Annotated in this window: 35 protein-coding genes and 2 pseudogenes; 13 read left to right on the forward strand and 24 right to left on the reverse strand. The window is 49.8% G+C overall.

The window, feature by feature from the left end; translation table 11 throughout:
* Positions 1-54: 54 nt before the first annotated feature.
* The 6 genes from DWY57_RS20075 to DWY57_RS20100 are packed head-to-tail and all read right to left on the reverse strand — an operon-like array spanning position 55 to position 3,978.
* Positions 55-381 carry a hypothetical protein gene (locus tag DWY57_RS20075; protein WP_224205180.1) on the reverse strand — a complete coding sequence of 109 codons (327 nt, stop codon included), beginning with the start codon at positions 379-381 and terminating at the stop codon, positions 55-57.
* On the reverse strand, positions 347-826 hold the full coding sequence (locus DWY57_RS20080; protein ID WP_007562503.1) for a hypothetical protein: 480 nt from the start codon (positions 824-826) through the stop codon (positions 347-349). The genes DWY57_RS20075 and DWY57_RS20080 overlap by 35 nt, the downstream gene beginning before the upstream one ends.
* 28 nt (positions 827-854) lie before the next feature.
* Positions 855-1,244 carry a hypothetical protein gene (locus tag DWY57_RS20085; RefSeq protein WP_007562505.1) on the reverse strand — a complete coding sequence of 130 codons (390 nt, stop codon included), beginning with the start codon at positions 1,242-1,244 and terminating at the stop codon, positions 855-857.
* A 15-nt stretch (positions 1,245-1,259) separates the two neighbouring features.
* Positions 1,260-1,724, reverse strand: coding sequence for an N-acetylmuramoyl-L-alanine amidase (locus DWY57_RS20090; protein WP_007562507.1), 465 nt, complete (start codon positions 1,722-1,724; stop codon positions 1,260-1,262).
* 6 nt (positions 1,725-1,730) lie between these two features.
* Entirely contained in the window at positions 1,731-2,930 is a 1,200-nt protein-coding gene (locus DWY57_RS20095; protein WP_007562509.1) for a BACON domain-containing protein, read from the reverse strand.
* Between the two features lie 7 nt (positions 2,931-2,937).
* Positions 2,938-3,978, reverse strand: coding sequence for a head maturation protease, ClpP-related (locus DWY57_RS20100; RefSeq protein WP_022199168.1), 1,041 nt, complete (start codon positions 3,976-3,978; stop codon positions 2,938-2,940).
* A 203-nt stretch (positions 3,979-4,181) separates the two neighbouring features.
* On the opposite strand from DWY57_RS20100, the gene DWY57_RS20105 reads away from it, so the two are divergent.
* Genes DWY57_RS20105 through DWY57_RS20125 form a run of 5 tightly spaced genes read left to right on the forward strand, consistent with a single transcriptional unit; the run spans position 4,182 to position 9,525 of the window.
* Positions 4,182-4,625, forward strand: a complete 444-nt coding sequence (locus DWY57_RS20105; protein ID WP_007562513.1) for a helix-turn-helix domain-containing protein — start codon at positions 4,182-4,184, stop codon at positions 4,623-4,625.
* 11 nt (positions 4,626-4,636) lie between these two features.
* On the forward strand, positions 4,637-6,169 hold the full coding sequence (locus tag DWY57_RS20110; RefSeq protein WP_007562515.1) for a hypothetical protein: 1,533 nt from the start codon (positions 4,637-4,639) through the stop codon (positions 6,167-6,169).
* 21 nt (positions 6,170-6,190) lie between these two features.
* The gene (locus DWY57_RS20115) at positions 6,191-6,616 is read left to right on the forward strand and encodes a phage protein Gp36 family protein (protein ID WP_007562516.1); all 426 of its coding nucleotides are present in this window, start codon (positions 6,191-6,193) and stop codon (positions 6,614-6,616) included.
* A 12-nt stretch (positions 6,617-6,628) separates the two neighbouring features.
* Positions 6,629-7,981, forward strand: coding sequence for a DUF935 family protein (locus tag DWY57_RS20120; RefSeq protein ID WP_007562517.1), 1,353 nt, complete (start codon positions 6,629-6,631; stop codon positions 7,979-7,981).
* 38 nt (positions 7,982-8,019) lie between these two features.
* Positions 8,020-9,525 (forward strand): toxin glutamine deamidase domain-containing protein, encoded by a 1,506-nt coding sequence (locus DWY57_RS20125; RefSeq protein ID WP_117892728.1) that lies wholly within the window; start codon positions 8,020-8,022, stop codon positions 9,523-9,525.
* Here the strand turns inward: DWY57_RS20125 and DWY57_RS20130 are convergent.
* Complete coding sequence (locus DWY57_RS20130; protein ID WP_007562519.1) at positions 9,487-9,735, reverse strand: hypothetical protein; 249 nt, start codon at positions 9,733-9,735, stop codon at positions 9,487-9,489. The two genes, DWY57_RS20125 and DWY57_RS20130, sit on opposite strands and share 39 nt — an antisense overlap.
* Before the next feature lie 68 nt (positions 9,736-9,803).
* On the opposite strand from DWY57_RS20130, the gene DWY57_RS20135 reads away from it, so the two are divergent.
* Positions 9,804-10,427 carry a hypothetical protein gene (locus tag DWY57_RS20135; protein ID WP_172772470.1) on the forward strand — a complete coding sequence of 208 codons (624 nt, stop codon included), beginning with the start codon at positions 9,804-9,806 and terminating at the stop codon, positions 10,425-10,427.
* A 4-nt stretch (positions 10,428-10,431) separates the two neighbouring features.
* The gene (locus DWY57_RS20140; RefSeq protein ID WP_007562523.1) at positions 10,432-10,893 is read left to right on the forward strand and encodes a hypothetical protein; all 462 of its coding nucleotides are present in this window, start codon (positions 10,432-10,434) and stop codon (positions 10,891-10,893) included.
* Here DWY57_RS20140 and DWY57_RS20145 read toward each other — a convergent pair.
* From DWY57_RS20145 to DWY57_RS20220, 16 genes are all read right to left on the reverse strand, one after another.
* On the reverse strand, positions 10,876-11,145 hold the full coding sequence (locus tag DWY57_RS20145) for a hypothetical protein (protein ID WP_007562525.1): 270 nt from the start codon (positions 11,143-11,145) through the stop codon (positions 10,876-10,878). The genes DWY57_RS20140 and DWY57_RS20145 overlap by 18 nt on opposite strands.
* 110 nt (positions 11,146-11,255) lie before the next feature.
* Positions 11,256-11,918, reverse strand: a complete 663-nt coding sequence (locus tag DWY57_RS20150) for a DUF3164 family protein (RefSeq protein WP_007751532.1) — start codon at positions 11,916-11,918, stop codon at positions 11,256-11,258.
* 18 nt (positions 11,919-11,936) lie between these two features.
* Positions 11,937-12,134, reverse strand: a complete 198-nt coding sequence (locus DWY57_RS20155) for a hypothetical protein (protein ID WP_007562529.1) — start codon at positions 12,132-12,134, stop codon at positions 11,937-11,939.
* The gene (locus tag DWY57_RS20160; protein ID WP_007562531.1) at positions 12,121-12,306 is read right to left on the reverse strand and encodes a hypothetical protein; all 186 of its coding nucleotides are present in this window, start codon (positions 12,304-12,306) and stop codon (positions 12,121-12,123) included. Before DWY57_RS20160 ends, DWY57_RS20155 begins: the two co-directional genes overlap by 14 nt.
* Before the next feature lie 6 nt (positions 12,307-12,312).
* On the reverse strand, positions 12,313-12,735 hold the full coding sequence (locus tag DWY57_RS20165) for a hypothetical protein (RefSeq protein ID WP_007562532.1): 423 nt from the start codon (positions 12,733-12,735) through the stop codon (positions 12,313-12,315).
* A 1-nt stretch (position 12,736) separates the two neighbouring features.
* Positions 12,737-12,970, reverse strand: coding sequence for a hypothetical protein (locus DWY57_RS20170; RefSeq protein ID WP_007562534.1), 234 nt, complete (start codon positions 12,968-12,970; stop codon positions 12,737-12,739).
* A gap of 18 nt (positions 12,971-12,988) precedes the next feature.
* Entirely contained in the window at positions 12,989-13,270 is a 282-nt protein-coding gene (locus DWY57_RS21645; protein ID WP_306434009.1) for a DUF4406 domain-containing protein, read from the reverse strand.
* 188 nt (positions 13,271-13,458) lie between these two features.
* Positions 13,459-13,680 carry a hypothetical protein gene (locus DWY57_RS20180; RefSeq protein WP_007751522.1) on the reverse strand — a complete coding sequence of 74 codons (222 nt, stop codon included), beginning with the start codon at positions 13,678-13,680 and terminating at the stop codon, positions 13,459-13,461.
* Positions 13,661-14,323, reverse strand: coding sequence for an ATP-binding protein (locus DWY57_RS20185; RefSeq protein WP_032558186.1), 663 nt, complete (start codon positions 14,321-14,323; stop codon positions 13,661-13,663). Before DWY57_RS20185 ends, DWY57_RS20180 begins: the two co-directional genes overlap by 20 nt.
* The gene (locus DWY57_RS20190; RefSeq protein WP_007751518.1) at positions 14,292-14,549 is read right to left on the reverse strand and encodes a hypothetical protein; all 258 of its coding nucleotides are present in this window, start codon (positions 14,547-14,549) and stop codon (positions 14,292-14,294) included. The genes DWY57_RS20185 and DWY57_RS20190 overlap by 32 nt, the downstream gene beginning before the upstream one ends.
* Complete coding sequence (locus DWY57_RS20195; RefSeq protein WP_007751516.1) at positions 14,546-15,427, reverse strand: ATP-binding protein; 882 nt, start codon at positions 15,425-15,427, stop codon at positions 14,546-14,548. Before DWY57_RS20195 ends, DWY57_RS20190 begins: the two co-directional genes overlap by 4 nt.
* Positions 15,428-15,463: 36 nt before the next feature.
* Positions 15,464-17,569, reverse strand: a complete 2,106-nt coding sequence (locus DWY57_RS20200) for a hypothetical protein (protein WP_032558185.1) — start codon at positions 17,567-17,569, stop codon at positions 15,464-15,466.
* An 11-nt stretch (positions 17,570-17,580) separates the two neighbouring features.
* Positions 17,581-17,961, reverse strand: coding sequence for a hypothetical protein (locus DWY57_RS20205; protein ID WP_007758937.1), 381 nt, complete (start codon positions 17,959-17,961; stop codon positions 17,581-17,583).
* 61 nt (positions 17,962-18,022) lie between these two features.
* A complete protein-coding gene (locus DWY57_RS20210) occupies positions 18,023-18,289 on the reverse strand; it encodes a hypothetical protein (RefSeq protein ID WP_007751507.1) in 267 nt (88 codons plus the stop codon).
* Positions 18,290-18,434: 145 nt separating this feature from the next.
* A complete protein-coding gene (locus DWY57_RS20215) occupies positions 18,435-18,827 on the reverse strand; it encodes a hypothetical protein (RefSeq protein ID WP_007758936.1) in 393 nt (130 codons plus the stop codon).
* A gap of 21 nt (positions 18,828-18,848) precedes the next feature.
* Positions 18,849-19,064, reverse strand: a complete 216-nt coding sequence (locus DWY57_RS20220) for a hypothetical protein (protein ID WP_007751500.1) — start codon at positions 19,062-19,064, stop codon at positions 18,849-18,851.
* Positions 19,065-19,233: 169 nt separating this feature from the next.
* Here DWY57_RS20220 and DWY57_RS20225 point away from each other — a divergent pair, with 169 nt between their 5' ends.
* Positions 19,234-19,884 (forward strand): S24 family peptidase, encoded by a 651-nt coding sequence (locus DWY57_RS20225; RefSeq protein WP_048919115.1) that lies wholly within the window; start codon positions 19,234-19,236, stop codon positions 19,882-19,884.
* A gap of 408 nt (positions 19,885-20,292) precedes the next feature.
* Here the strand turns inward: DWY57_RS20225 and DWY57_RS20235 are convergent, their stop codons facing one another.
* Complete coding sequence (locus DWY57_RS20235) at positions 20,293-20,535, reverse strand: hypothetical protein (RefSeq protein ID WP_007751495.1); 243 nt, start codon at positions 20,533-20,535, stop codon at positions 20,293-20,295.
* Between the two features lie 394 nt (positions 20,536-20,929).
* Between DWY57_RS20235 and DWY57_RS20240 the strand changes: the two are divergent.
* From DWY57_RS20240 to DWY57_RS20260, 5 genes and pseudogenes are all read left to right on the forward strand, one after another.
* A pseudogene (locus DWY57_RS20240) lies at positions 20,930-21,112 on the forward strand (NAD(P)H nitroreductase); the annotation flags it as partial.
* Positions 21,113-21,433: 321 nt separating this feature from the next.
* Complete coding sequence (locus tag DWY57_RS20245) at positions 21,434-22,681, forward strand: site-specific integrase (protein ID WP_165853625.1); 1,248 nt, start codon at positions 21,434-21,436, stop codon at positions 22,679-22,681.
* A 7-nt stretch (positions 22,682-22,688) separates the two neighbouring features.
* Positions 22,689-22,987 (forward strand): annotated as a pseudogene (locus DWY57_RS21475) (hypothetical protein); the annotation flags it as partial.
* 33 nt (positions 22,988-23,020) lie between these two features.
* Positions 23,021-23,188: a hypothetical protein gene (locus tag DWY57_RS21010; RefSeq protein ID WP_165853585.1), complete on the forward strand. Its 168-nt coding sequence runs from the start codon at positions 23,021-23,023 to the stop codon at positions 23,186-23,188.
* A 5-nt stretch (positions 23,189-23,193) separates the two neighbouring features.
* Positions 23,194-23,793, forward strand: coding sequence for a GNAT family N-acetyltransferase (locus DWY57_RS20260; protein WP_119962331.1), 600 nt, complete (start codon positions 23,194-23,196; stop codon positions 23,791-23,793).
* Positions 23,794-24,479: the final 686 nt, after the last annotated feature.

Consider the following 24,479-nt stretch of genomic DNA (forward strand, 5'->3'; position numbering starts at 1 on the left):
CGATTGTGAAATCCTTATACTTTACGGCTCCTATGCCGTACATGAAATTCTTGTTCATCGTTTATAAAGTTTGATGGTTAATAACACACCGGCCAATAAGCCGGCCAATACACCTGTGATAAACGTCCGCATCCGGTTCGGAGGGCGTTTTTCTACTGTTTGAACGTCATTTGAAATTTCGCTCTTGGTTTCGCTACGGATGCGCGCCAGCTCTTCTTCATACCATAGCACCAGCTGCTGCAGACTGTCACACGAGGCTTCGGCCACGATGTTCCCGCTGTCGTCGCTGCCTACGGTCAGATTCGCCTGTCCGCTCTTGCCACGGTACACGGCACCTTCAGGAAGTTTACGGAGGCTGTCCGCAGGTATAGACAGCTTCACCGAACTCGCCGGTATACCCGCCATCACCAGTCCCGCCCGTCGGCTTCCGCTCGCGCTGTCGGTGCTTGCCGATTCCGTCTGTATCTTCTCCACCGTCGTGCTCTTCCTGCTGCTTGCGCAGCCCGCCAAGCACAGGACAGTCATCATGATGGCGGCAACTGTTGGCAGTGTCAATGGCCTTGCGCAGTCGCGCCATTTCGCGCTTGTTGGCCTGCAGGTCTTTTCTTGTTGCATTCAGTTCTTCTTTTAAGGGTACCACAATATTGCTCACCAAAACGCGGGTGGCATGTTCTGCGTTATCCACACGCACACCCTCTGCGTCGGCTTCGGCTTTCATCGCTTCCGCTTTCGCTTTCCTCACCGTAGCACGCAGGGAACCGATGGCTGCTGCAGTGCCCACAAGGCCGCCGCTAAGAATAATGTTCATGATCTCGCTAAAGTCCATACCACCCGTTTTTTAGTCAGTCAACCTTTTATTCTGCTTCCTCGCGTTTCTTTCGGAATAGTCCGATAACCCATTGCACCAGTCCCGTGTCGGCTACCCCATTGGCTACAAGTGAGGCACCAAAACCATAGAGCAAGGCAATGTCCCAGCTCACATCACTCACAAATCCGGCATCAAGCCACCACAGTAGCATCGCGCACACCAAGCCCACACACCAGCTCACCAGCTGCGTCACCCAGCCTTTCATGTTGGGGAACAAACCTTTCAACCCTTCAGTAAGCACCACCACACCGCCGACGAAACCGGCAAAGGTGCCAATCATTGCGTCATAGTCCGTTGCCGGAACATCGGCCCCTTGGGCCATCACAGCCGATACTGTTCCCAGCATCAGCATCATAAACAGCATAATTCGTTTCATTGATTGCTTCTTTTATTATTGGTTAATACCTATTTCTTTCAGCCATTTCTGTACATCGAAACTGGGGCAGGCTTTGGCCGCCAGCTCGTTGTGTCCCACAATGCGCACATCCGGGAATCTGCGATGGAAGTCCTTCACATACTTCTCCAGTGCCTTTTTCTGGCAGCCGGTGCGGGTGTCCTTCGGGGTCTTGCCGTCCTTGGCCACACCGCCGGCATACACAATGTGGCGGCTCACGCTGTTGTACCCCTTGGCTCCGTTGGTCACTTCCCAGGGATCCACCTGCGCATCCTCGTTGTTGTTCACCAAGCGTTCCACACCGCCCTGCAGGTGGAACAGGTCGGTGTAGCCCACCTGTTTCCAACCTCTGCCACCCTGGCTTACGGGCGAAGTGTGCCACTTCCGGATGTCCGCCGATGATACCTCACGCCCCTCCGGGGTTGCCGTACAGTGAATTACCAGATACTTCAATTTTGCCATACCATCTTATCCTTTCTGGTTTTGGGTAATGGTAATCTTGGCCGTCTTGCTGCGGTCGGCATTGAGCGTAAGGGTCAGTGTACCGGTTTTCTGACTGCCACTGTTTGCACCGGCCGAAATCTTCACGCCTTTATCCGTCGCTTCCACCTTGAAGCCGGCAGGGGCACTGCCTATCTCATATTCTCCGCTGGCGGTCACGGTCACTTCTTCACTGCCACCGGTTGCCTCAAGGGTCACACTGGCAGGGTCAACTGAAATCTTCTTCTCGCTCGCCTTGAACACGGGGTTGCTTCGCTTGTCCAGCACCACCACTTCTTCACCGAAGGCAATGTTCGTGTCAGCCTTCATCAGCATCTTGAAGAAGTACAGTTCGCTCGCGTTCGAGATCTTGTCAATCTGAATCACGTCTTCATCGTCCTGCAGGTTCACAGCCGCAAACAGGTTGCCGCCGGCATCGGGCGAACAGAGGGTGCACACAATCAGATCATCGGGCCAGGCCGCAAGCGTCTCAATGGTAATGCCCTTGTAGCGACGGGCATTCACATCGGTTTCGCTCGTGTTCTTGGACTCGCGCTGGGTCAGCTCGTCATCATACTTGTCAAAGTCGTTCACGCTCATCAGAATGCGGAGGTCCGGGTTGTTGCGGATGGCCACGGGAATCTTCGCACGCATGGCTTTCAGTCTGCCCAGCATGGTCGATTCTGCGCTGTCCACCACAATCACCTCAGTATCCTTGGCCATCTGGGTCAGGATGCCGTTAAACAAGTGGTCGTCATCATCCCCATATTCACCGTTCACATAGTGGTCACCCAGTTCAAACTGTACCCGCTTGGCCAACTCGGCAAGCAGGGCGTTCTGCGCTTCGGGCGGAAGTTCCGAGAATACCAGGTTGCCCTTCGGCTGCCATTTGCGCCAGATGTTCTCGAACGTGCGGGGGTTAAACACCGTAAAGGCCATGAAGTCCACCGGGTCAAGACTCTTTTCGTCGTAGTTGAAGTTGCCCTTCGAATCCTCCACGCCGGGGTTCTCCTTGCGCTTCTGGAGCATCTTGCCGGTCTTCAGGCGCGGCAGGCTGATTTTCTTCTCCACACCGGGAATCACCATGATCAGCCCCTTTTCCACAATCTCATTGCTCGTAGCGGCAAGCGTCAGCAACTGTTCCAGTACCTCGCCGCTGTAATTCGTGTTTCTTACAATTATTGCCATAGTTCAATCACTTTTTACGTTTGTCCTTAATTTCTCGCATACGCCTGTTCCAGGGGCTTTCTTCACCATTCGGTTCCAGATGCAGGTCTTCCATCACACGGCGCTTTACCGGCAGTTGGGCCAGGGCCTTTTCGCCGTTCTCGCGGTCATTGGCCAAAAGGTTTTCGTAGATGGGGCGGGTAGTCGCATCAATGCGACCGTCCTGCTCGGCTGCGTCAAGCAGCTGCTTGCGGGCGGCAAGGTCTTCGGCTTCAGCCTTGTCTTCGTAGGTCTTCACCTTGGCCTTCAGGTCGGTGTTCTCTTTCGTAAGGATAGGTACCTTGCCTGCCTCTTCCTCCAGTTGGTCCATCAGGCGGAACACATCCGCATCACTCGCGCAGTCCTTGAAGCGCGGGCGTTTCTTTACGTCTTCCAGATTCATGTCTTCTCTGTTTTTTTGTGGCTCAACGAGCCGGTTATTGAATAAAGTATATATCTGCGCCGGTGTACTGTCTGCCGGCACGGGGTCTGCATCATAGATGTCGTCTATGAAACCAAGGTCCAGGGCTTCCTTGGCGGTCAGCCAATGGTCCTCGCCGTCAAAATAGGTCTGTTTCACTTCTTCCTTGCTCATGCCCAGCCGCTCGGCATAGATTTCACTCAAGCTGCCTTCCAGGCTTTCTATCTCTTCCATGCAACGCTGCAGGTCCTGCTTGTTGCCGTAACACCCGCCGCTCACACTGTGCAGCATCAGACGGGCATATTTGCTCATTTCTACGGGCTTGCCGCAAAGGGCTATCACACTGGCCATGCTGGCGGCTATGCCATCCACATAAATGCGGATGTCGGCCTGGCTATGGCGCAGGGCGTTGAATATCGCAATGCCGCTGTACACTTCCCCGCCGTTGCTGTTGATACGCACATGGATGCGTCGGCTCACGCGTTCGGCTTCCATCAGTTCCTGGGCTATGCGCCCGCTTTGCACCTCCGTATAGTCTCCGATGTCCCCGTACAGGAATATCGTACTGGTGCCGTCGTCACTCGTTGTAATATTGAAAAATCTGCTCATCGTCATGTCTTTACCAGCGGTTTCCCCGCCTTTCGATGGTGCGAAAATAGAACATTCCCATGGCACCAAGAAACCGCGTCCGCATCATAACGTTTTCTGGCGTTATCATAACGCTGTAACCCGTCATCATGCGTACGCGCTTTTACAAACCCCGCTTTTTCATGCAATTTTGTAACGTGATTTACAACTAAAAAGGACGATTTATGGCAGATTTGACGAATGCCCAGAAAAAGGAATGGGCAAAAACTTTGTACCTCAAGGAAAACCTCACACAGCAGGAAATCGCCGACCGGGTGGGCGTGTCACGGGTGTCCGTGTCCAACTGGGTACGGGCCGGGAAGTGGGAGGAACAGAAGGTGGGGCTTACGCTCACAAGGCAGGAACAGGTGGCTAACCTCTACCGGCAGGTGGCCGAAATAAACAAGGCCATCGCCGAACGGCCCGAAGGGGAACGGTTCCCCTCATCCAAGGAGGCTGACATCCTCGGGAAACTGTCGGCGGCCATACGCAACATGGAGCAGGAAGTGGGCATTGCCGACATCATCAGTGTCCTCACCGGGCTCATCGACTGGGTACGGGCGGCCGACCTCGAAAAGGCAAAGGAAATTACACGCCTGGCCGATGCGTACATTAAAGACAAATTATAAAGGGATAGACAATGAAACAGACTGACAGACTCGCTCTCCTCGATTGGGAGAAGTACAAAGAAGACATCGCAAGGGCTACACCGGTCGATAGGAACATGACGGCAGCCGAACGGGAAAAACACCGGGAATATCTTGAGAAACATCCCATAGAATGGATCAAGTTCTTTTTTCCGAATTATGTCAAATATGAATTTGCCGACTTCCAGAAAAAGGCTATCCGGCGGATCATTGCACACGATGAATGGTTTGAGGTGCTTTCTTGGAGCCGTGAGCTGGCCAAATCCACCGTCACCATGTTCATCGTCATGAATCTCACGCTTACCGGACGCAAAAAGAATGTGATTCTGACCTCCAACAGCAAGGACAATGCGGTGCGCCTGCTCGATCCCTACCGGGCCAATCTCGAAGCCAACGGACGCATCATGGCATACTACGGCAAACAGGAACTGCCGGGCTCATGGACCGAGGATGAATTCACCACCAAAGGGAAGGTCTCTTTCCGCGCACTGGGTGCCGGACAATCTCCGCGTGGTTCGCGAAACGAGGCCATACGTCCCGACGTACTGCTGGTCGATGACTTTGATACGGACGAGGATACCAAGAACCCGGACATCATCCAGAAGCGCTGGGACTGGTGGGAAAATGCGCTGTATCCCACAAGGTCCATTTCCGAACCTACACTGGTCATCTTCTGCGGAAACATCATCGCCAAGGACTGCTGCGTGGTGAGGGCGGGCGAAATGGCCGACTCCTGGGACATCGTGAACATCCGCGACAAAAACGGTTTTTCCACATGGCCGGAAAAGAACTCGGAAGAGGACATCGACCGCACACTGTCCAAAATATCCAAAAAGGCGGCACAGGGAGAATATTTCAACAACCCGATTTCCGTGGGAGAGGTATTCGAAAACATTGCATACGGCAAGGTTCCGGCACTCTCCAAATTCAAGTTCCTCGTGGTGTATGGCGACCCGGCACCGGGCGAAAGCAAGGGTAAGAAAGGCAAATCCTTCAAGACGGTTTCGCTCTGTGGCAAATTGGGTGGCAGGCTTTACGTCATCAAGACTTTCCTGGCACAGGCGCTCAATGCGGAGTTCATTGACTGGTATGTCCGGATGCTTGAATTTGTCGGGGGCAAGACCAATGTCTATTGCTACATGGAGAACAACAAGCTGCAGGACCCTTTCTTCCAACAGGTGTTCAAACCGCTGGTGGCAAAAGTACGCCGCGAACAGAAGATTGCGCTGTTCATCCGGGGCGACGAGGAGAAGAAGACGGACAAGGCTACGCGCATCGAGGCCAACCTTGAACCGCTCAACCGCGAGGGGAACCTCATCCTCAACGAGGCTGAACGGGACAATCCGCACATGAAGGAACTGGAGGATCAATTCAAGTTGTTCACCCTGACCATGCGCTATCCGGCCGACGGACCGGATGCGGTCGAAGGGGCGAACCGTATCATTGACGAACTGATCAGGCGCATTGAACCGCCCGTATTCCGATCACGGAAGGATGTAAGAAAACGGAATAAGAAAAGATTATGACAACTCTAAAACAATAGGACTATGAGCAAATTTGTTGAACTTACCGATTACGATGCGAGCATCCACCGAGACATCCTCGACGCACTGGTTCGCGAAGACGAAACGGTCATTGAGGTTTGCGAGGACAGGGCCATTGCCGAAATGCGGTGTTATCTGGGCAAACGCTACGACTGCAACAAGATTTTTGCAGCCACCGGCGAGAACCGTAACCAGCTCGTGCTGATGATGGTCATCGACATGGCGGTCTATCACATCTTCTGCATCCACAACCCGCAGAAACTTTCCCAGGTACGCAAGGATCGTTACGAACGGGCGGTGGAATGGATGAAGGCGGTGGCCGACGAGGACATTTCAATCGAAGGGGCTCCGCTGCTGCCCGAGGAACAAAGGGCGGGCAGGTCGGATTTCCGCATTCAAAGCAACCGCAAACGAACGAACCACTGGTAAAAAGCAAGCATCATGAAAAAGAAAAACAGAAAAAACAACAAAGCCGGCATCATCACCGTAGGGGGAAACTTCACGTTGCCGGGACAAAAGAGACCGAATGTGATTGTGCTCACACAGCCCAAACGCTTCGGGCTGGACATTTCCGACTACATGGCAGCCGTAAGGGTGGCCGAGAATGTCGATTTCTCGCGACGTTACAAACTTTATGACCTCTACGAGGACATTCTGATGGATACCCACCTTTCCTGTGTGCTCGAAAAGCGAAAGAATGCCGTGCTGTGCTCCAACATGGAATTCCGGGTGGACGGGAAGCCCGACGATAAAATCAACGAACAGATACAGTCGCCCTGGTTCAACCGGCTGGTGGGTGACATCCTTGATGCGAAATTCTGGGGCTTCTCGCTCTGCCAGTTCTACAAGCTGCAGGAGTGGGTGGATTATGACCTGGTACCACGCAAGCATGTGGATCCGGTCAGGGAACTCATCCTGCGCCACCAGACGGACATTACCGGCCATTCCTGGAATGAATATACCGACCTGCTGTTTGTGGGTTCACCGTCCGATTTGGGGCTGTTGGCCAAGGCTGCACCTTGGGTCATCTACAAACGTAACACTACGGGCGACTGGGCACAGTTCTCCGAGGTATTCGGCATGCCTATCCAGGAATATATCTATGATTCCGACGACGACGAGTCACGCCAGCGGGCCATGGAGGATGCGGCCAATGCCGGAAGTCTGGCGCAGTTCTTCCATGCCAAGGACACGGAACTCAAACTCACGGAAGCCGGAAACAAAACAGGGTCTGCCGATGTCTATGAACGCCTCTGCGAGCGGTGCAACAACGAAATTTCCAAACTGATACTGGGCAATACGCTGACCACCGAATCGTCCGAAAAAGGCACGCAGGCTTTGGGTACGGTTCATAAGAAAGTAGAGGACAAGGTACTGGAGGCCGACCGGAAGTACGTGCTCAACGTGCTGAATTACGACATGACGGACATTCTGCTGCGCATGGGCATCAACACCGAAGGGGGTACGTTCTGTTTCCCCGAACCGAAGGAAACGGATGCCGGTACCAAAATATCCATCCTCACGCAGCTGAAGAAGAACTTCAACATCCCCATCGACGACGACTATCTCTATGAGGAATTCGGTATCGACAAACCGGCCAATTACGAGCAGCTGAAGGCGGAACAAAAGACGGCTGAACAAGCCGACCAGATTCCAAGCCCGAAGAAGGAGCCGGAGCCAGCGAATAAGGGACGGGATGATGAACCGACACCGAAACAGAAAAGAAACTTCCGGAACTGGCTCAAAGGTTTTTTCGTGAAAGCCCCGGCAGACGGGGCAGCTTTAGACTGGTAGTCGACAGACTGTATGCGGCTGATAATGGCAGCATCTCCATGGAGTTTGACTTCTCCGAAGAGGTGCTGCGGCGTGCCTTGCTGAACATATACAGCAGGGACTTTCATCCGGCAACCGAAATCGAAATCAACCTGTTCAATGAAATATGGGCAAAGATGGACAAGGCGGCAAAGGAAGGGTTCAGCAAATCCAAGGCCATTACTCCGGACGAGGATTTCAGAAATGCCATACTCCGGAACAATGCCGTATTCTCGGCATTCAAGGTACATCGTATGCAGAATGACATGGCACGACTTTTATTGGATTCAAACGGCATTTTAAAACCGTTCGACAAATGGGTACAGGAAGTCTTGCCCATTGCTTCCCATCAGGTTCGTCACTGGCTGCGGACGGAGTATGATACGGCGGTCATCCGGGCGCATCAGGCGGCTGACTGGCAACAGTTCCTGCGCGAACGCGATATTCTGCCCAACCTCAAATGGCTACCGTCCACCTCCATTCATCCGGGGGCTGACCACCGCCCGTTCTGGAATACCATCCGGCCGATTGATGACACGTTCTGGAACATCCACCGACCGGGCGACCGGTGGAACTGCAAGTGCGACCTCACTGCCACCGACGAGGAGCCGACACCACTTCCGGACGAAGACGACAAGAACAAGCCCCAGCCCGGACTGGATAACAATCCGGGAACGGACGGCAAACTGTTTTCCGACAATCATCCATATCAGGCAGAAGCCCACAAGGGTGCCCAAAAAGCGGTGGATAAACTTATGGCCCGTATTGACGAGATGATTGCGGAAATGCCGGACTACCTTACCGGGGAGGAAAAAATGGCCATTGCCCGGAACAACCTCGAAATGGAAAAGGCTCTTAAAATCAAAAAAGGAAAACCTATGGATGTGGATAAGGCGGACAAACAGAATGCAAATCCCAAACATGTGGAAGAGTATATTTTGGATTCCAAAGGAATATACCGCGATAAAAGGGGAAACAGATACCGGAAGAACAGCGATTACGATAAAAAACGGGATACTCCATACAGTATCAACTGCCAGACTTGCGCACCGGCATACGCTTTACGATTACGTGGATGGGATATTACCGCCAAAGGCAATGTCGCAGGGTCTAAACTTGAATATCTGAGTAATGGACGTGCTTTTGAAGTCTGGAAAAACACCGACGGTACTCCGGCGCAACATATAAGTATAAACAGCTGGCTTGCGCACAAAGGATACCTGAAAATGACCCCTAAAAGGTACATGGAGTATTTCAATGAGGTATGTAAGGAAGAAGGCGTGTATGAATTGTGCATCGGCTGGAAAAGTGGAGGAGGTCATGTTACAATCCTGCAACGGTTTGCGGATGGTGAACTAAGGTATATCGAACCCCAAAGCGATAATTCTGCCGGTTCAGGAATGGAATGGAAAGACGTAAAATATTTATGTGAAATAGGAGCTGCGACTTCCCACAACTGCAGGGGAGTCCTGAGAATTGACAATAAGCTATTCGATGTCTCCTTCCTCGATATTTTCGATACATGAATCGATAACGTCAAGGGATAACGGACCGGTTATTTCGGTTGCGTCTTTACCGTCATACAGATAGACGAAAGGATAACCGGTACAGGAGTCCCCCGGAAACTTGAACACATAGGCTTCCTGGCCTTCATAAATACCAAGGTATTCGAAGGTGTCACCGTATTGCTCAATAAGTACACGGGCCTCGTTCTTTACTTGTTCCGGTATATTCATAACGCATAAAAGGCATATTGGAAGCCTCGGTTGCAAAGTTATAAATTATTCTTGAATTACTGATGATTATGGACATAAAAGATTTTACGGAAATGATAAAGCGGAAACGTGACAGGCTGGACAGTATGATGCGCCGCAAAATGCCAGTCATGGTAGGACGAATGGCCAAAGACCATTTTCAGGATAACTTCCGGCAGGGTGGATTTGTCAATGGCGGTCTTCACCCTTGGCCCAAAGCCAAACGGCTGTCCTCGGGAGGTTCCGATGCCGCCAGCAATTATGGAACGCTGCTCTCCGGCAGGAAACATCTGTTCAAATCGGTCGGATATACACCTGCAGACTACCGGGTAAGGGTATTCAACGAGGTGGTCTATGCACCCATCAACAACTGGGGCGGGGAAATCGATGTCACCGTCACAGACCGCATGAGGCGCTTTGCATGGGCCAAGTTCTACAAGGCTTCGGGAAAAAGAAAAAAAACCGGCACAGGGCAAAAGAAACGCGTCAAACGACGTTCCAAGCCGAAGGAACTGAATCCGCAGGCACAGTTCTGGAGGAACATGGCGCTTACCCAAAAAAAGAAACTGCACATCCGCATCCCGCAGCGCCAGTTCATGGGCGAAAGCGAAGAATTGAACCGGCGTATCCGGGAAAAGGTGGACCAGGAAATTACCAACATTTTAAACCAATAACGATATGGACGAAATTTTTATCGCAATCATGGAACAGATTGCACAGGAAATGCCGGAACTCTCTCTCATCGACGAGGACTACGGACAATTGGAAATGGGAGCAGAAGAAGACCAGTACCCGGTCACTTTCCCTTGTGTATTAATCGGAAATACAAACTCCGACTGGCACGACCTCGGATACGGGGCACAGAAAAGCGAATCCGCACTGACCGTCCGGCTGGCCATCGATTGTTACGACGATACAAGCTACGCATCCGGCACGTATGACAAGGTGAGGGAAAGGCAGCAGCTGGCCAAGAAATTATACAAGTCGCTGCAGTGTCTGCAATGCACGGACAACGCTTCGCCGCTGGTACGCGAGAAAAGCCGTTCGTATGCCATGCCGCATTACATCAAGGTCTATGAAATGACGTTCTCATTCACACTGCACGATGAATCGGCCATGCCGTCATCTTATGGGGAATAGTTCCAGCTGGGCGGCAGTCAGACGGGGGGCTTTCACCTTGGGAACAGGCTTCAGATTGTAGTCTGTTCCCTCACGTGATTTCCGGCGGATGATGGTCATGATACGTTCCTCGGATATAAAGAATTCGCGCTCCGACAACACTTTTAAAGCATCGTCGAACCGCAACCGCTGTATTTCTGTCCAATAGTAGTAACGACGGCATAGTGCCTCGTCACGCAGCTTGATCAGTTCTTTATCCCGTCCTTTGCCCATACATTTTATTTCTCTTACAAAAATAACTGATTTCCATCTATTTTAAGAACAAAAGCGCCGCAATTATAACAACTGCGGCGCTTTCTGTTTATAGGGTTAACGGGTTTCGGCTACAAACGGCAGAAACTGGGTTCAATGCGGGTCCATACGCCGTTTTCAGGGTTGCGGCGGCTGAAGTAGTAGTTGGTGGCATTGCGCTGCACTACATTAGCTTCCTTGAACAGGCGCATGATGTCTGCATACTCTTCATCGAACTTATCTTCCAGTTCATACAGCTTTGAAATGCTCTTGTAGTCCAGGTCGCCCATCTTGTTGCGCTCCAGCAGGGTCATGGCCATCTGATACATCGGATCATCAGAACCTTTCTCGCTGTTCTGCATGTAGCGCTTCAAATAGTCAATCAGACGGTCGGCTGCCATGTCGGCTCGTTCATCGAAGCCTTTCACCTTGTTGCTTTTCACTTCCAGACGGAAGTCTCCGTCCGTAATGGTATAGCTGCGCTGTTCGTCGCTTTTCACCTGGCCGTATTCCTTCATCACCTTGGTAAAGGCATCGGCTTCTTTTTCCAGCCATCCGCGGAACCCGGTCACGGCATTCACCATCTCAAGAACGTTGGTCTTTACTTCGTGCATAAACTCACCGCGTAATGCCTCGTAAGTTTCACGACGGGCGATGCGGTCTTCTTTCTCTTCTTGCTGCAGCTGGGCCATGAGGGCTGCTCGCTGTTCTTTACTCAGGGACTTGATGTCCACACTTTGATTGTTCTTTTCCATTTTAAATCATTTTAGTTGTTAATCAGCTATTACTTTGTCATCCTTCAGCAGCAAAGCGAATGTCCTGTCTCTTTCTGCTTTGGTTTCAAACTTCTTGTATGTCTTCCAGCCACCGTTTATGCCGGTACACATCTTTATCCTCGGGCCTGGATAATCATCCTTTCGTATTATACAGAACCCCGCTTTTATCAGCTTGTCTTGGTCATCTATCCTCATAATCATCCTGCTTTTCCGGTTCATCGTCTATCAGCATGGCCTCCCCATTGGCATACGCCCAGTCGGCCAGTTCGTTGAAAAACTCCGCTGCATCCTGGTTCTCCATATCGGATGTCGTAAGGGTCACGTCTTTTCTTATGCGCTCAAGCGCTTCATGTGCTTTTTTATCCATATTGCTCTATTTATCGGTTAAACCTCCTTTTCGTTGGATAGCCCGCAGTTTGATGGCCAGTTGTTCCAGCTCGGCTGTACTAACCTGAACAAAGGGCTTGCCGGCTATCCGGGGGTTGTTGCAGAATTCGTTCACCCGGTTCCAGTCGGTGGTGTCTATACCCAACTGTTGCATCAGCTTCAGGCAGACGCTGCGTTTCCGTCGCAGTTCCTCGCGAAGTTTCTGCCGCCATTCGTCTTGTCCGCTCAGTTTCTCCAGAGCAGTACAACAAACTTCATACTCCTTGGCCGTCATTTCCTTCAGACTGTCTGTCCGGTTCCACGTGTACTGCAGCACGATTTGTTTTTTGAATTCCTCCCGATCGCCCTGATAAGGCAGTTTGTTGAACAATGCATAGAACCGGGCGAAATTGGTTACTTCCTGTGCCATATCATCCTTTCACTTTTTTCTCCACTGAAAGAATTGCCAAACTTATCATCATAAGTTTTACAGACTGGCTGTCCTCTTCAAACAAATCAATATCCGCAACCACAGGCTCACCGCTCATGGTGTTCCATATTTGCTCTACCTCTTTCGTCTTCTTTTGATTCATCAAAAAGAGATACGCGTCATACTCGGAACGGTCAAATTCAAATACGACCTGAACTTTCTGTTTTTCTTCCATACATTCACTATTAAAAGGTTATTCAAACAATACTTTAATGCCACACGAACTGGCTACGTCAAGCTCCAGTTTGGCTCCCTTGCTCAGTTCCCAGTCCTTCAGCATGTAGATATAGTCACAAGCCAGCAACAGGGCAATGTCGGCCCGCATGTGGGCTCTCCAATGAGCTTCATCCGGCAATCCGTTCCTGAAAGGGTTTACAGGATCATAGCCTTGTGCCATCAGTTTCTCCTCGGCACGGCTGAAGGCTTCCTTGCGCTCATTCATATCATAGTGCGCGATGGCTCCGCTGATGTACACTTTCCCGGCACCGGTCGCTTCACCACGTTGAAAAGCCTTGTGTCGTTCCCACCGTTCCGGAACCACCACACTGTAGTTGCACGATTGGCAGCAGCAGCCTTCTTCTTTCACCGGGAACGGATTGTATCCGTAGCCCTCATACTCTTTGCCGCAGATGCAGCACACTTTCTTTTCTTCTTTCTTTTCCATCACTTCAAATCTTTAATGTTTATTTGGCAGGACGGATGCCATACCTGAATATTCCGAGCAAACATCACATCCCTGGTTTCTATCACTACGTGTCCCTTTGTCTTGGCCCTGCGCAGACGGAGGTCGCTTTGTATGTTACGTTCTACCCAATCGTCCACCACGGCCTCCGCTTCCTGTTCTTTCAGGAGTATCTGGTACAGCTTATTCTCCCATTCCATCATTCAAATAATCCTCCATATTATCGTCCTTCAATGTTTTGGCAGCACCTTCTTCCCATATCACGTAGGGCTCACCGGGCCGCTCCATAAAGCGGCTTTTGCACCAGGCTTTGAAACAGCTTACCATGATTTTCACATCGGCATCATATTCCACCTTGCGGGCGCTTCTACCTGCCGGATGAAGCCCCTCGGCATGGCTGATGAAGATAAACAGTTTCTTGGGATGACGTTCCTTGAACTCCTTGTAGGTTTTGTAGTTCAAGCCGCTGTATTGGAAGCTGTCGATAATCACGATTCCGGGACTGCCTCTGCGCCGTAACCGTTCCTCCAATTGCTCCATCGGTTCCCGGTCAAGGATAATCAGCTTCTTTTTCACTTCACCCATCTTGTGCCGTTTCAGGCTCATCTGGAACGACAAACCGGTACTTTCTTCCAAACTGTCATAAATTACGCGTCCGAAGCTACACAGGTACTTGGCCAGCTGCATCACAAAGCTGCTCTTACCGTTTCCGCTGGCTCCCCAAATAATCCACACGCCGCTCTTGGCCGGGTTGCCTATCGAGGTTTGCCAGTCCCCGGAAAACTCGAACCGGGGAATCTTCATGTTCAGCACCTCACCGGGACTGTAGGCTCTCTTCAGTTTCACGGTTACCTCCTTTCAATTCTTCAATAAGAGCATCAGCATAGTCCACAGCAAGTCTGGCAACTTGTTTTATAGACATTATACCTGATGAATTGCTTCTTACTACCGGAAGCATGCTTTTGGCAATTTCATATCTGCGCTGTTCCCAGTCTATCTCATTCGCTTTTCTCATCTCGCGATGGATACCGATAACAGCATCCATCGCTTGCATTTCTATCTTGCTTATCATGCCTGCATCCTCCTTAATTTTTCGATTTCGGTATATACGCGCCGCAAGCCGCCTCCGGTGCTATGAACAATCTTGGCAATGTCGGCACCGTCCGGGGCATTGATTTTTGCGACGATGGCAGCCTGTGCCTTCAGAAACTTTTCGCGTTCCTGCGCATCGTCCGGGGTCACCTTGCTGTAGGAGTCACCGTAGCGGCTCAACATTTCGGTATAGCCCACCTTCTTGCCTTCGATGGCGCGGTTGATCTTCTCCTTTAATCCGTCGGCACCCATCATATACCAGGCACAGCAGCGTTCCGTAGCGTTCCAAAGCGCCTTTAACTCCAGGAAGGCTTCATACTGCAGGTCCCCGGCTTCATCCAGGATAACCAGGGGCGTATCAATCGTGCGCAGGTAGGCCACCAGATCCTCATACACGTCGCTATAGCGTCCGTTGCTGGTCACACCGAATTCCTTGGCAATGTAGCGTATCAGCTTCAGTTTGGTCTTCACCTGGCTGCAGTCCACATATACGGCGTGCTTGTGCTGCTTCACGTAAGCTTTCGCTGTAAAGGTCTTGCCGATATTGGGCATATCGCACAGGATGGCACTCAGCCCGCTTCCCTGGCACACTTCCAGCTGCTTGCTCACAAACACGTAGGTCGGGGTCTGTGCTGCCAGCCAAGGTATTTCTGTACGCAGTTGCACGCCTAATCTTCGGGCTATACCTACCCAGTTGGCATCACTGACCTGCTTTTCATAATTGCCCCGCTTGATGGCATTGTAAACGCTGGGGGCTATGCCCAGTGCCGTGGCATGGCGGTTGTCACTGGGATAATTTTCACGGTCGGCGGCTATCGCTGCCACAATACGTTGCTTTACTTCATTTGTTATTTCCATTTGAATGCTGTTTTAAATTCGTTCTAACGTCGTTAATTATATCTTGGCTACTGCATCATGCTCGAAGGCACTGATGTCCATATAGGCTGAGTAATCTTCTTCCTCGGCTTGTGCAGGAAGGGGAACGGCTTCCGCCTGTACCTCTGTTATCAGCTTTGCCTCCTCTTTGGCAAGGATGCCCACACGCTTGATCTTGCCGTCCTTCATCATCTTGTCGAATTGAGCTACATACTTGGACTGTTCGGTATAGGCTGCCTTGTCGTACTCGGTCTGCTCGGCTGTATTCTCATTGTAACGGGCTACGGGCTTGCAGGTGGCGATATATCGTCCGTTCTGGTAGATATATACCTCGTTGATGGTTCCGTCGGCATCGGGCAGATAATAGGCATCTACCTTGTAGTTCCTCGGCTCCAGCTTTTCGATGATTTCCGGGCTGGGCAGTCCGTATTGGTTGTACATCACCGTGCAGTAGGTGTTCTGCCGGATGGTTGTTTCGGTGTGCTGTCCGATGAACCGGTAAAGAACGGCCTTGTCCCAAGGTGCAAGGTTCGGGTTCTGATGGGCGCAAAGCACATCCCAACGGCTCATGCCCGGATAGCGCTTTTGGTTGGGGTGAGGCTGTGCGTTGAAGGTCTCAATGGCGCGTATATCATCGGCTACCAATTCTTCATAACTATAGGTCTTCACCTTGTAGGTGTTGTTCTTTTCGTCATACACCTTTTCTTCCTTCGGGCGGTTGGCCTCCAGCTTGGCATACCATCGGCCGATACCTACCTGCGTGCGTTTCTCCACACCGTATTTCTTTTCGCGGTTCTTGTGCTCGGCACGTTTTTCACGCGAGTTCCCGGGGTTACACCAGCGGATCAGGGGGAAGACGGTACCGGCTTGCATCAATCCGTCGGCAAAGTCGCTTACCAGGTGGTGTTCCACTTCTAACTCGGCGGGGATATACATGCCGTTCCGGTCCAGGGTCTGGAACATGTTTCGCATGCAGTCTAAAAATAACTCGGTAGTCTTGTACCGGTTGTAGGCATATCCCACCACAGCACCGCTCACCACATCGTAGGCATAATAGGCTTTCACTCGGTTGCCATCCTTCATTGGGCGCGGCAGGTCGCGGTCGTCAAGAGAAACCTTACTCAAGGAATATTCACCGATGCTGCGCAGATGATAAGGACGGTAGGCATTGTTGAAATCCCATTGGCTCATGTGCAGCTTACCGCGAAGGGCCTTGTTCTTGGGGTTGTTCAGGTAGTTGGCTACTGTGGCCGGGCTCAATACCAGCGGATTTCCATCCTTGTCGGTAAAGTCTGCCGGATTCAACACCTCGCCGGTTTCGGGGTCATATAGCTCCAGTTCTCCTTGCACAAATAGATTGTACTGTTCCCACACGGTGGTATTGAAGGGCTGCTCCGGTTGGGCATCGATGCTCAGCAGCAGGCGTTCAATGTCATAGGTCACTTTCCGGCGGTTCTGGTTCATGAACTTGCGGCTGATAAGGCTTTCATAGCCGTTGGCCTTGAAGTCATTCACACGCTTCTTGAAGCGGTTGGAACTGACAGGCAAGGTATGTCCGAACTCTGCTTGGTAGTAACTGATGGCTCCTGCCAGTTCGCCCCAGTTCACCGGCCCGGCCTTCATGGCCTTTCGCATAAACGTGGCATCCTCCATGGCACGCATCACTGCCTCAATTACCGAAGCGTTTACCGTATATTCTTGGATGTGTTCCGGTGGCAGTGTATCTCCGTTGTCAAAACGGAACCGGGTGTAAAATTCCCGGGCTTTCGCATCGATGTGGTAATGGCTGCCGAGCCAGTTTCTTATTACGTCTTCTTTCATATCTCCGTATTTTAGTTTTATCCTTTCCTGAAACCGTAGGGGCATGGTGGCTATTTCTACCAAAACGTAACCTCCCAGACCTCTTCCGGATCGAACTACATTGATTTTCTCCTTTGCCGCTAACTTCTTGTAATTGGGTATCGACATGATGGGAGCAAGTTCTTCTTCGGAAAGAGTGGAAGGATGAACTCCTTTCAGCGTGCGGCTTCTGCTGTAGTCTGCCTTTCCGTTCACCATCACCGGTCGGTCATCGTAAGTCAGGTCATTGTAGGATATGCACAATATCTTTCCATAATACTCCATTTCATTTCTATTTATAAGGCAGATGCCATCTGTTGGGTCTCGTGCTGCAGCTGCATGAAATCCGATACAAATTCACATTGGTAGGTTTCAGTCCGTTTTCCGTCCACGTACACATCCACATCATTGGTCTTTCTGTGGACCACGAGTTTTACACGGGGACCGAAAGTGCAGGTCATGGTCTTCTCGCACTCCTCGAAGGTGGTTTCGCAGTTCGGGATGAAGTTCCCGTCAGTCAGTTTGCCGCCTCGCTTCAGGGCAAGAGTGCGTATCCGGCGCGCCTGATCGCTGTCACGGACAAAATTCAGTGCTTGCCACACAGCCTGACGGCTGCATCCGAATGTCTTCATCAAGAAGGTCTTGGTCTCGTTATCTGTCAAAATCTGCTTTCTCATATCGTCATACTTTTTAATCGTTATCGTTCGTTCAAAGGTTTTCAACGGCTTCCGCTATTTCCTAATCACCCGTCAGTATTTCATGAAGGCGTGTCCCTTTCTGCAGTTCTTCGACCAGCACCTGCATCGCTTCCTCACACACACAGCTCACATTCTCTATCACCCGGTAGGCATCCGAGTTGCTTATCTCATCCTCCGTCATGAATTGTCCAGCCAGCTCCATCGCCTGGTCGGCAATATTCTGCGTATGTGCCGTACTGCCTATCATCGTGCGCAACTTCTGTTTGAACAGACTCTCTGCTGTTCTCGGATTGAAATTCTTTGCCATAACTCTAAATTTTAAAAGTTTATATCGTGGGGCGCGGGGAATCGAACCCCGACGGCTTTCTACGCTTTCTTATTTCGATTTACCAACTCTCCGGCCGTGCCTGCCGCCCCTGCCCGTCTTTCCGGGCTGCCAGTTATCCGGCAATCTATTTGCCTTGTTCTTCTATCATCGAAAGGACAACCATCCTGTCTTCATCCCAAAGCGGAAGCCCCAATTCAATGGTCCGTTTCACCACTTCCATCTCACCGACCAGCCCTACCGCTTCTTTGCGGAAATCGGTATCGTCATACGCATGTGCCTTGCCAATCAGAAAATCGGTCAGGTTGTCGATAACTTCCTTTTGACGTTCACATTTCATTTCATAGTTCAGCACTCGCACATGAACATCGCGGATAATCCGGCTGTCCCCATGTTTCTTGAAATCTTTGCAGAACTCATCCTTGTTCATCGAAGTGTTCAGATAAACCGCATGGATGTAATCAAAATCCTCTGCTGTAGGGGTTATCCCCGTCCGTTCCATAAATTCTTGCTGTGTCATAAACTCACTTATTTTATTGTATTATTCTGCATCTTCAATTTTGAAAGAAAAGCACTTATCCGCCAATACTCTTTTTACAAAGTCTAAGTCGTATCTATCAGCTGAAAAGAAAACTGCCTGATAATCTACACTGGGATAAGCCTTGATTGCTGTTGTATCTACCATCTTCTTGACCAGTCCGTAAAGAGCTTCGGCGGTCTCGGCTGTTGCTTGAGCTATAATTACTTTTGCTTTCATTTTCTTTAATCCTTAAAATTCGCTAATCACACGCCTTTTTTGTATATTTGGCGCGCTGTTTACATCTTAAACACGCTGCAAATATATAGAATTATTTCAATACATCAAACTAAATATGGAAGAAAATCAATATAAGGATATGAATTTTATAGAAAGACTTCAATATTTCATGGAGAAAAAGGGCATAAATGACAATCAAATGACTGTTAATGCCGGTCTTTCTGTTGGACTTATTGGGAAAGCAAAGGTGTCTGGCAAAGGCATGAGCTCAATGAATATTGAAAAAATTCTATTAGCCTATCCGGAATTATCTGCCGATTGGTTACTTACTGGTGCAGGAAGCATGTTGAAAGATGATTTGAACGGCATTAAAACAATAGACGAAGCAAATTCTTCGACTCTGCCTACCACATCTATGAACCCATCCATCGGTACACCATACTACGATGTGGACTTTATCGGGGGCTTTGATGAAGTGTTTAATTCACAGGTAAACATACCTGCCACCAACATTGTAATAAGGGGATTCGAAAAAGCCAGCCTTTGGTGCAATGTCACCGGGCACTCCATGGAACCCAAAATAAACCATGGCGACATCATTGCCCTGCACCAATGCACACTCAACGACATCCAATATGGCGAAATCTATGCAGTGGTGTTGGATACCATCCGCACCATTAAAATCCTCCGCAGGTCGCCGGATCCGGACAAGCTGCGCTTCATCCCCATCAACACCAATGACTACGATGAACAGGAATTCGACAAATCACGCATCATCAATGTCTTTGAAGTAATCGGAAGTATCAGCAAGTTCTTCTAAGTGGTACACGCATGCCTCCTACAGAAGGCTAAAAAAGGACGCACGCACACACTTTTGAAGGAATTTACCTGAAGCAAACTCGTAAATACACTGTAAATCAAAGGATTTATTTTATTATAATAAGGTATATCACACAAACAAGTGTCGTTTTTCCTCTCTGAAAACAGAGAAAAACGGCACTTGCTTTCATTTATAACATAGTTTCCTATTTCGGGCGTACCCTCTGAGAACTGAAAAAGTAACCCCTAAAGTAACCCCTAACTTAAAGAAGTAGTAACCCCTAACAGTAACCCCAATAGTAACCCCTAACCAAATAAAACCAACCGTAGGGGCATAAAAAAAGGGAGCCATAAGCTCCCCAATCAGCATTCAAAGAAATAACGCCTACAAGCCTTTCTAACGGCGCTATTATATCGTTCTAACCATTCCCTTACTACCACCCGAGATGAGCGTAGATTGCTTAATTATAGCCTTTTTCGTGCATATTGTGCCGTTACCAGACAGCCCGGCATGAAGCAGGTAATTCTTGGTTGCCCCCACCTGATCTGCCGTCAGAACCGTATAAACAGCCGATATACTGCTGAAATACCAATCTTTCTGCTTCGTCCCGTCTATTTTATGCAGCAAATGCACATGAATCACTTTTGCCATATTCGTTTCTATTATGCTGCAAATATACCAAATAATACTTATTTGGAAGAATTTTAAGGCAACATCTTTAAAAATAGGCACAAAAAAACGGCCACACAGCCGTTCACACCATCATATAACAAAATCCATCAACCCAGCCATAAAACGGCCACACAGCCGAAAATAAAACCCTTCCAGGCCGTTTTAGCCCCATCTGCAAGCCCGATGTAAAGCAATCCCCCGAATATCCGAAGAAAAGCCCCTCAAACGTAAAGCAGATGTAAGCCATGTAAAGAGAAAAACCGCTTCGAAATATTCAGCCCATTTTCCCGATCATGCCTAAACCCTTTGGTTTTCAAAACCTTTCGCCCATTTTTCCCGACCATTGAAAAAACCGCTTCGTTCTATGCCCCATACCTGCTGGATTAACCAATTGAGGCAGACGTGCGACGACCCCGATGTCCGCGCTTTCTTGACAAAGCTGGGTGTACCCGAAAATCATAAGGTATATGGCTGCGCAGCCCTGGGATATGCCTCTGCGGATGCTCCGGTGAAAGAGAAGAAGGTGAAGGAAGGGACGCTGACCATCATCCGCTAAGAAAAGATACCCGCAGGAGAGGTGGCGGTCAGGTAATTAATCATACATGAAGCAACATAAAGTAAACGCAGCAAGAAAAAGCAAGGTTGATGATAATACAGCAAGAATGCAGTCCATTAAGCAGTTAGGTGTTTAACTCATAATACTGCATAAGCTGAAAAAGGAGGTCCGCTAAAAGCTGCGAAAGACTTCAGTTCCCATATCGTTACTGATATAACAGGAACAAGAAACGGCACAATAGATTCTATTTCAGTAATTTGCACAGTTTTTCATACCTGAGGACAACTCGTTTGATATAAACTTTGTAACGATCAAAAAAGTATGAAAACGAGTATGAGCAGATCGACCTTCAAAATCCTCTTCTACGTGAAGAAGGGCGGCGAGAGAGCCAACGGCTATCTCCCCTTGATGTGCCGTCTTACGGTGGACGGCGAAATCAAGCAGTTCAGTTGCAAGCTGGACGTGCCCCCGAAACTTTGGGACATGAAAACGGTACGTGCCACGGGCAAGAGCGCCGAGGCGCAGAAAATCAATGCGGCGGTTGACCGGATACGCGTGGACGTGAACCGCCGTTACCAGGAACTGATGCAGTCCGACGGCTATGTCACCGCCGCCAGGCTGAGGGACGCCTGCCTCGGGCTGGGCGTGAAACGCGAGACGCTGCTGAAGCTCTTCGAGCAGCACAACGAGGAGTTCATCAAGAAAGTGGGACACAGCCGCGTGCAGGGAACATACAACCGCTACCGTACCATATGCAGGCACCTTTGCGAGTTCGTCCCGAAAGTATATCACCGTGACGACATCCCCCTGAAGGAACTCAACCTGACCTTCATCAACAACTTCGAGTATTTCCTGCGTACGGAGAAGAAATGCCGCACCAATACCGTATGGGGTTACATGATCGGGCTCAAGCACGTCATCTCCATCGCCCGCAACAGCGGTGCGCTTCCCTTCAACCCCTTCGCCGGGTACATCAATTCCCCCGAGAGCGTTGACCGGGGCTACCTGACGGAGCGTGAGATACAGACGTTGATGGAGACCCTGGTGAAAAGCGGGACCTGCGAACTGGTACGCGACCTCTTCATCTTCTCTGTGTTCACCGGACTGGCATACGCGGACGTGAAGGCACTGACGACCGACCGGCTCCAGACCTTCTTCGACGGCAACCTCTGGATCATCACCCGCCGTCGCAAGACAAACACCGAGTCCAACATCCGCCTGCTGGACGTGCCCAAGCGCATCATAGAGAAGTATAAGGGGCTGTCCAAGGACGATCATGTATTTCCGGTAGCGAGCAACGGCAGATGCAACACCATATTGAAGGAACTTGGCAGGCAGTGCGGTTTCAAGATACGGTTGACCTATCATGTGGCCCGGCATACGAACGCCACCACCGTGCTGCTCTCGCACGGTGTACCCATCGAGACCGTAAGCCGTTTTTTGGGGCATACGGATTTGAAAACCACCCAGATATATGCCCGGATAACCAACCAAAAGATCAGCAGCGACATGGAAATCCTGTCCCATAAGTTGGAAAAGATGGAGAAGGAAATATGCGATGCCATCTGAGGAAAGGGAAAACTGCGACCGACGTAGTGCATGTGCGACAAGGAAAAGAACTGTCCGGGAGCCCCCCTTTTCATGCCGTACCCCGGCATGAGACCACTTTTCTCTCCGGCTGTGGTGAAGGCTCTCCTGCTCCCTCTGCATTGCATATGCGGGTTGTTTTGCCCATATCCACGTCCGCCGGTATTACCTGTCCTTTCCTTGAGAAAAACGGCTTACCGCAACGGGTGGCGTGACACAGACTTTTCCGGATATGGAGGAACATTCCGAAAAAAAGAGTGGAAGACGGGCTATTATTTGGCTGTATAACAACAAAGTTGTATTTTTGCAAAAAATAATATTATGGCTATAACTATCAAGAACATTCCGGTTTTGGAGGGCGCTACGGCGGAAGATTTCGTACGCAGTGCAGACAAGAACGCCGCAAAGGCAACCCCCCGGTTATCAGTGGAGGCAAAGAAACGGTTGCGAAAAGTATTGGAGAAATCCCGTTCATTCCGGTTCAATTAACAGCAATGGACGGTATTTCTTTATATGATGATTGTGTCATGCTTGCCTATAACAAGGAAGTACGGAGGAATTGCCTTCCTTTCACTTGTGGCGAGAATGACCTTGATGATTTTTTTCTCAATGATGCCGATCTGTATGCGGATGAACTCCTTGGGAAAACATATTGTTGGGTGACGACTGAAATCCCGCATCGTATTGTGGCCTTGTTTACCTTGTCCAATGACAGTATCAAGACCAGATTAATATCACCCATTGATAAAAACAGGCTGCAACGCAATATTGTAAATCCTAAACGTGGACGCAGCTATCCGGCCGTGCTGATAGGAAGACTGGGTGTCAACCTGGAATCTCAGGGTACATCAAGCCACGTAGGACGGCAACTGATGGCTTTCATAAAGGACTGGTTCCGTCATGAGGATAACAAGACAGGATGCCGTTTTATCGTGGTGGATGCATACAATGAGGAAAAGATTCTCAGGTATTATGAAAGAAACGGTTTCGTTCCACTCTATAAAACAGACGTGATAGAAAAGCAATATTATGATATTCCGCAAGATGAATCTTTGAAAACCCGTTTGCTGTATTTTGATTTGAAAAAGGACTGACATAATAATATATCAGTAAAATCCTTTAGGGTGACAACGGGTTCCAAAGACGGGCTGTCGCTACGATTACCTGCCATATGACACCGGCCGTTTTCTTGATGGCGGGCGGTGGATTTCATGGGCAGCCAATCCGGAATGACAAGTAATGCTGCACCTGTGGCATAATAGAGCATTATTTTGAAGGCGGAGACTTTGTCCGGTTCTTCTTTTTCCAAGGTTTTCCGTCGGATGTCTTCAAGTTTTCCACACTTGTTTTAGAATAGTCCGCATTATCAGCCGGTTGCGAGTTTCAGTCTGCCGTTCCGATTCTCTTTATCGCATCGTAGCATGTCGTTGATATATTCCAAATACTTATCCATGAATAGGCGACTTATAATTTTGTCTCAGGCAAATATCGAGACACACTCCCGAATGAGGTCTTCCATGATTTTAAAGGACTCCGTATTTCGAAAGGAACAACGTACACATACAATTTCTCCGGAACGGCCAACCTTCCTGTCACTTCCCTGTAATCCTCCCCAAAATCAACACCGCCGTATAAACAGCATGAAAGCCCGGGCACGCTTCCTGTTTCCAATCCCATATCTGCTCCTTCCGCAATATCACGTATTGCCGTTCTCATTTCATATCCTTGAATATTTCTCCAAACATACCGAAGACAGAAAAGCTGCATGGAATTTTAAATT

This window comes from Bacteroides sp. AF25-5LB (assembly GCF_003602965.1).
In the GTDB taxonomy this organism is placed as follows: domain Bacteria; phylum Bacteroidota; class Bacteroidia; order Bacteroidales; family Bacteroidaceae; genus Bacteroides; species Bacteroides uniformis.

Coding starts and splice junctions, on each gene's coding strand:
- DWY57_RS20080 (WP_007562503.1), bottom strand. CDS start 826: ATGGACTTTAGCGAGATCATGAACATTATTCTTAGCGGCGGCCTTGTG.
- DWY57_RS20085 (WP_007562505.1), bottom strand. CDS start 1,244: ATGAAACGAATTATGCTGTTTATGATGCTGATGCTGGGAACAGTATCG.
- DWY57_RS20090 (WP_007562507.1), bottom strand. CDS start 1,724: ATGGCAAAATTGAAGTATCTGGTAATTCACTGTACGGCAACCCCGGAG.
- DWY57_RS20095 (WP_007562509.1), bottom strand. CDS start 2,930: ATGGCAATAATTGTAAGAAACACGAATTACAGCGGCGAGGTACTGGAA.
- DWY57_RS20100 (WP_022199168.1), bottom strand. CDS start 3,978: ATGAGCAGATTTTTCAATATTACAACGAGTGACGACGGCACCAGTACG.
- DWY57_RS20105 (WP_007562513.1), top strand. CDS start 4,182: ATGGCAGATTTGACGAATGCCCAGAAAAAGGAATGGGCAAAAACTTTG.
- DWY57_RS20110 (WP_007562515.1), top strand. CDS start 4,637: ATGAAACAGACTGACAGACTCGCTCTCCTCGATTGGGAGAAGTACAAA.
- DWY57_RS20115 (WP_007562516.1), top strand. CDS start 6,191: ATGAGCAAATTTGTTGAACTTACCGATTACGATGCGAGCATCCACCGA.
- DWY57_RS20120 (WP_007562517.1), top strand. CDS start 6,629: ATGAAAAAGAAAAACAGAAAAAACAACAAAGCCGGCATCATCACCGTA.
- DWY57_RS20125 (WP_117892728.1), top strand. CDS start 8,020: ATGGAGTTTGACTTCTCCGAAGAGGTGCTGCGGCGTGCCTTGCTGAAC.
- DWY57_RS20130 (WP_007562519.1), bottom strand. CDS start 9,735: ATGAATATACCGGAACAAGTAAAGAACGAGGCCCGTGTACTTATTGAG.
- DWY57_RS20135 (WP_172772470.1), top strand. CDS start 9,804: ATGGACATAAAAGATTTTACGGAAATGATAAAGCGGAAACGTGACAGG.
- DWY57_RS20140 (WP_007562523.1), top strand. CDS start 10,432: ATGGACGAAATTTTTATCGCAATCATGGAACAGATTGCACAGGAAATG.
- DWY57_RS20145 (WP_007562525.1), bottom strand. CDS start 11,145: ATGGGCAAAGGACGGGATAAAGAACTGATCAAGCTGCGTGACGAGGCA.
- DWY57_RS20150 (WP_007751532.1), bottom strand. CDS start 11,918: ATGGAAAAGAACAATCAAAGTGTGGACATCAAGTCCCTGAGTAAAGAA.
- DWY57_RS20155 (WP_007562529.1), bottom strand. CDS start 12,134: ATGAGGATAGATGACCAAGACAAGCTGATAAAAGCGGGGTTCTGTATA.
- DWY57_RS20160 (WP_007562531.1), bottom strand. CDS start 12,306: ATGGATAAAAAAGCACATGAAGCGCTTGAGCGCATAAGAAAAGACGTG.
- DWY57_RS20165 (WP_007562532.1), bottom strand. CDS start 12,735: ATGGCACAGGAAGTAACCAATTTCGCCCGGTTCTATGCATTGTTCAAC.
- DWY57_RS20170 (WP_007562534.1), bottom strand. CDS start 12,970: ATGGAAGAAAAACAGAAAGTTCAGGTCGTATTTGAATTTGACCGTTCC.
- DWY57_RS20180 (WP_007751522.1), bottom strand. CDS start 13,680: ATGATGGAATGGGAGAATAAGCTGTACCAGATACTCCTGAAAGAACAG.
- DWY57_RS20190 (WP_007751518.1), bottom strand. CDS start 14,549: ATGATAAGCAAGATAGAAATGCAAGCGATGGATGCTGTTATCGGTATC.
- DWY57_RS20195 (WP_007751516.1), bottom strand. CDS start 15,427: ATGGAAATAACAAATGAAGTAAAGCAACGTATTGTGGCAGCGATAGCC.
- DWY57_RS20200 (WP_032558185.1), bottom strand. CDS start 17,569: ATGGAGTATTATGGAAAGATATTGTGCATATCCTACAATGACCTGACT.
- DWY57_RS20205 (WP_007758937.1), bottom strand. CDS start 17,961: ATGAGAAAGCAGATTTTGACAGATAACGAGACCAAGACCTTCTTGATG.
- DWY57_RS20210 (WP_007751507.1), bottom strand. CDS start 18,289: ATGGCAAAGAATTTCAATCCGAGAACAGCAGAGAGTCTGTTCAAACAG.
- DWY57_RS20215 (WP_007758936.1), bottom strand. CDS start 18,827: ATGACACAGCAAGAATTTATGGAACGGACGGGGATAACCCCTACAGCA.
- DWY57_RS20220 (WP_007751500.1), bottom strand. CDS start 19,064: ATGAAAGCAAAAGTAATTATAGCTCAAGCAACAGCCGAGACCGCCGAA.
- DWY57_RS20225 (WP_048919115.1), top strand. CDS start 19,234: ATGGAGAAAAAGGGCATAAATGACAATCAAATGACTGTTAATGCCGGT.
- DWY57_RS20235 (WP_007751495.1), bottom strand. CDS start 20,535: ATGGCAAAAGTGATTCATGTGCATTTGCTGCATAAAATAGACGGGACG.
- DWY57_RS20245 (WP_165853625.1), top strand. CDS start 21,434: ATGAAAACGAGTATGAGCAGATCGACCTTCAAAATCCTCTTCTACGTG.
- DWY57_RS21010 (WP_165853585.1), top strand. CDS start 23,021: ATGGCTATAACTATCAAGAACATTCCGGTTTTGGAGGGCGCTACGGCG.
- DWY57_RS20260 (WP_119962331.1), top strand. CDS start 23,194: ATGGACGGTATTTCTTTATATGATGATTGTGTCATGCTTGCCTATAAC.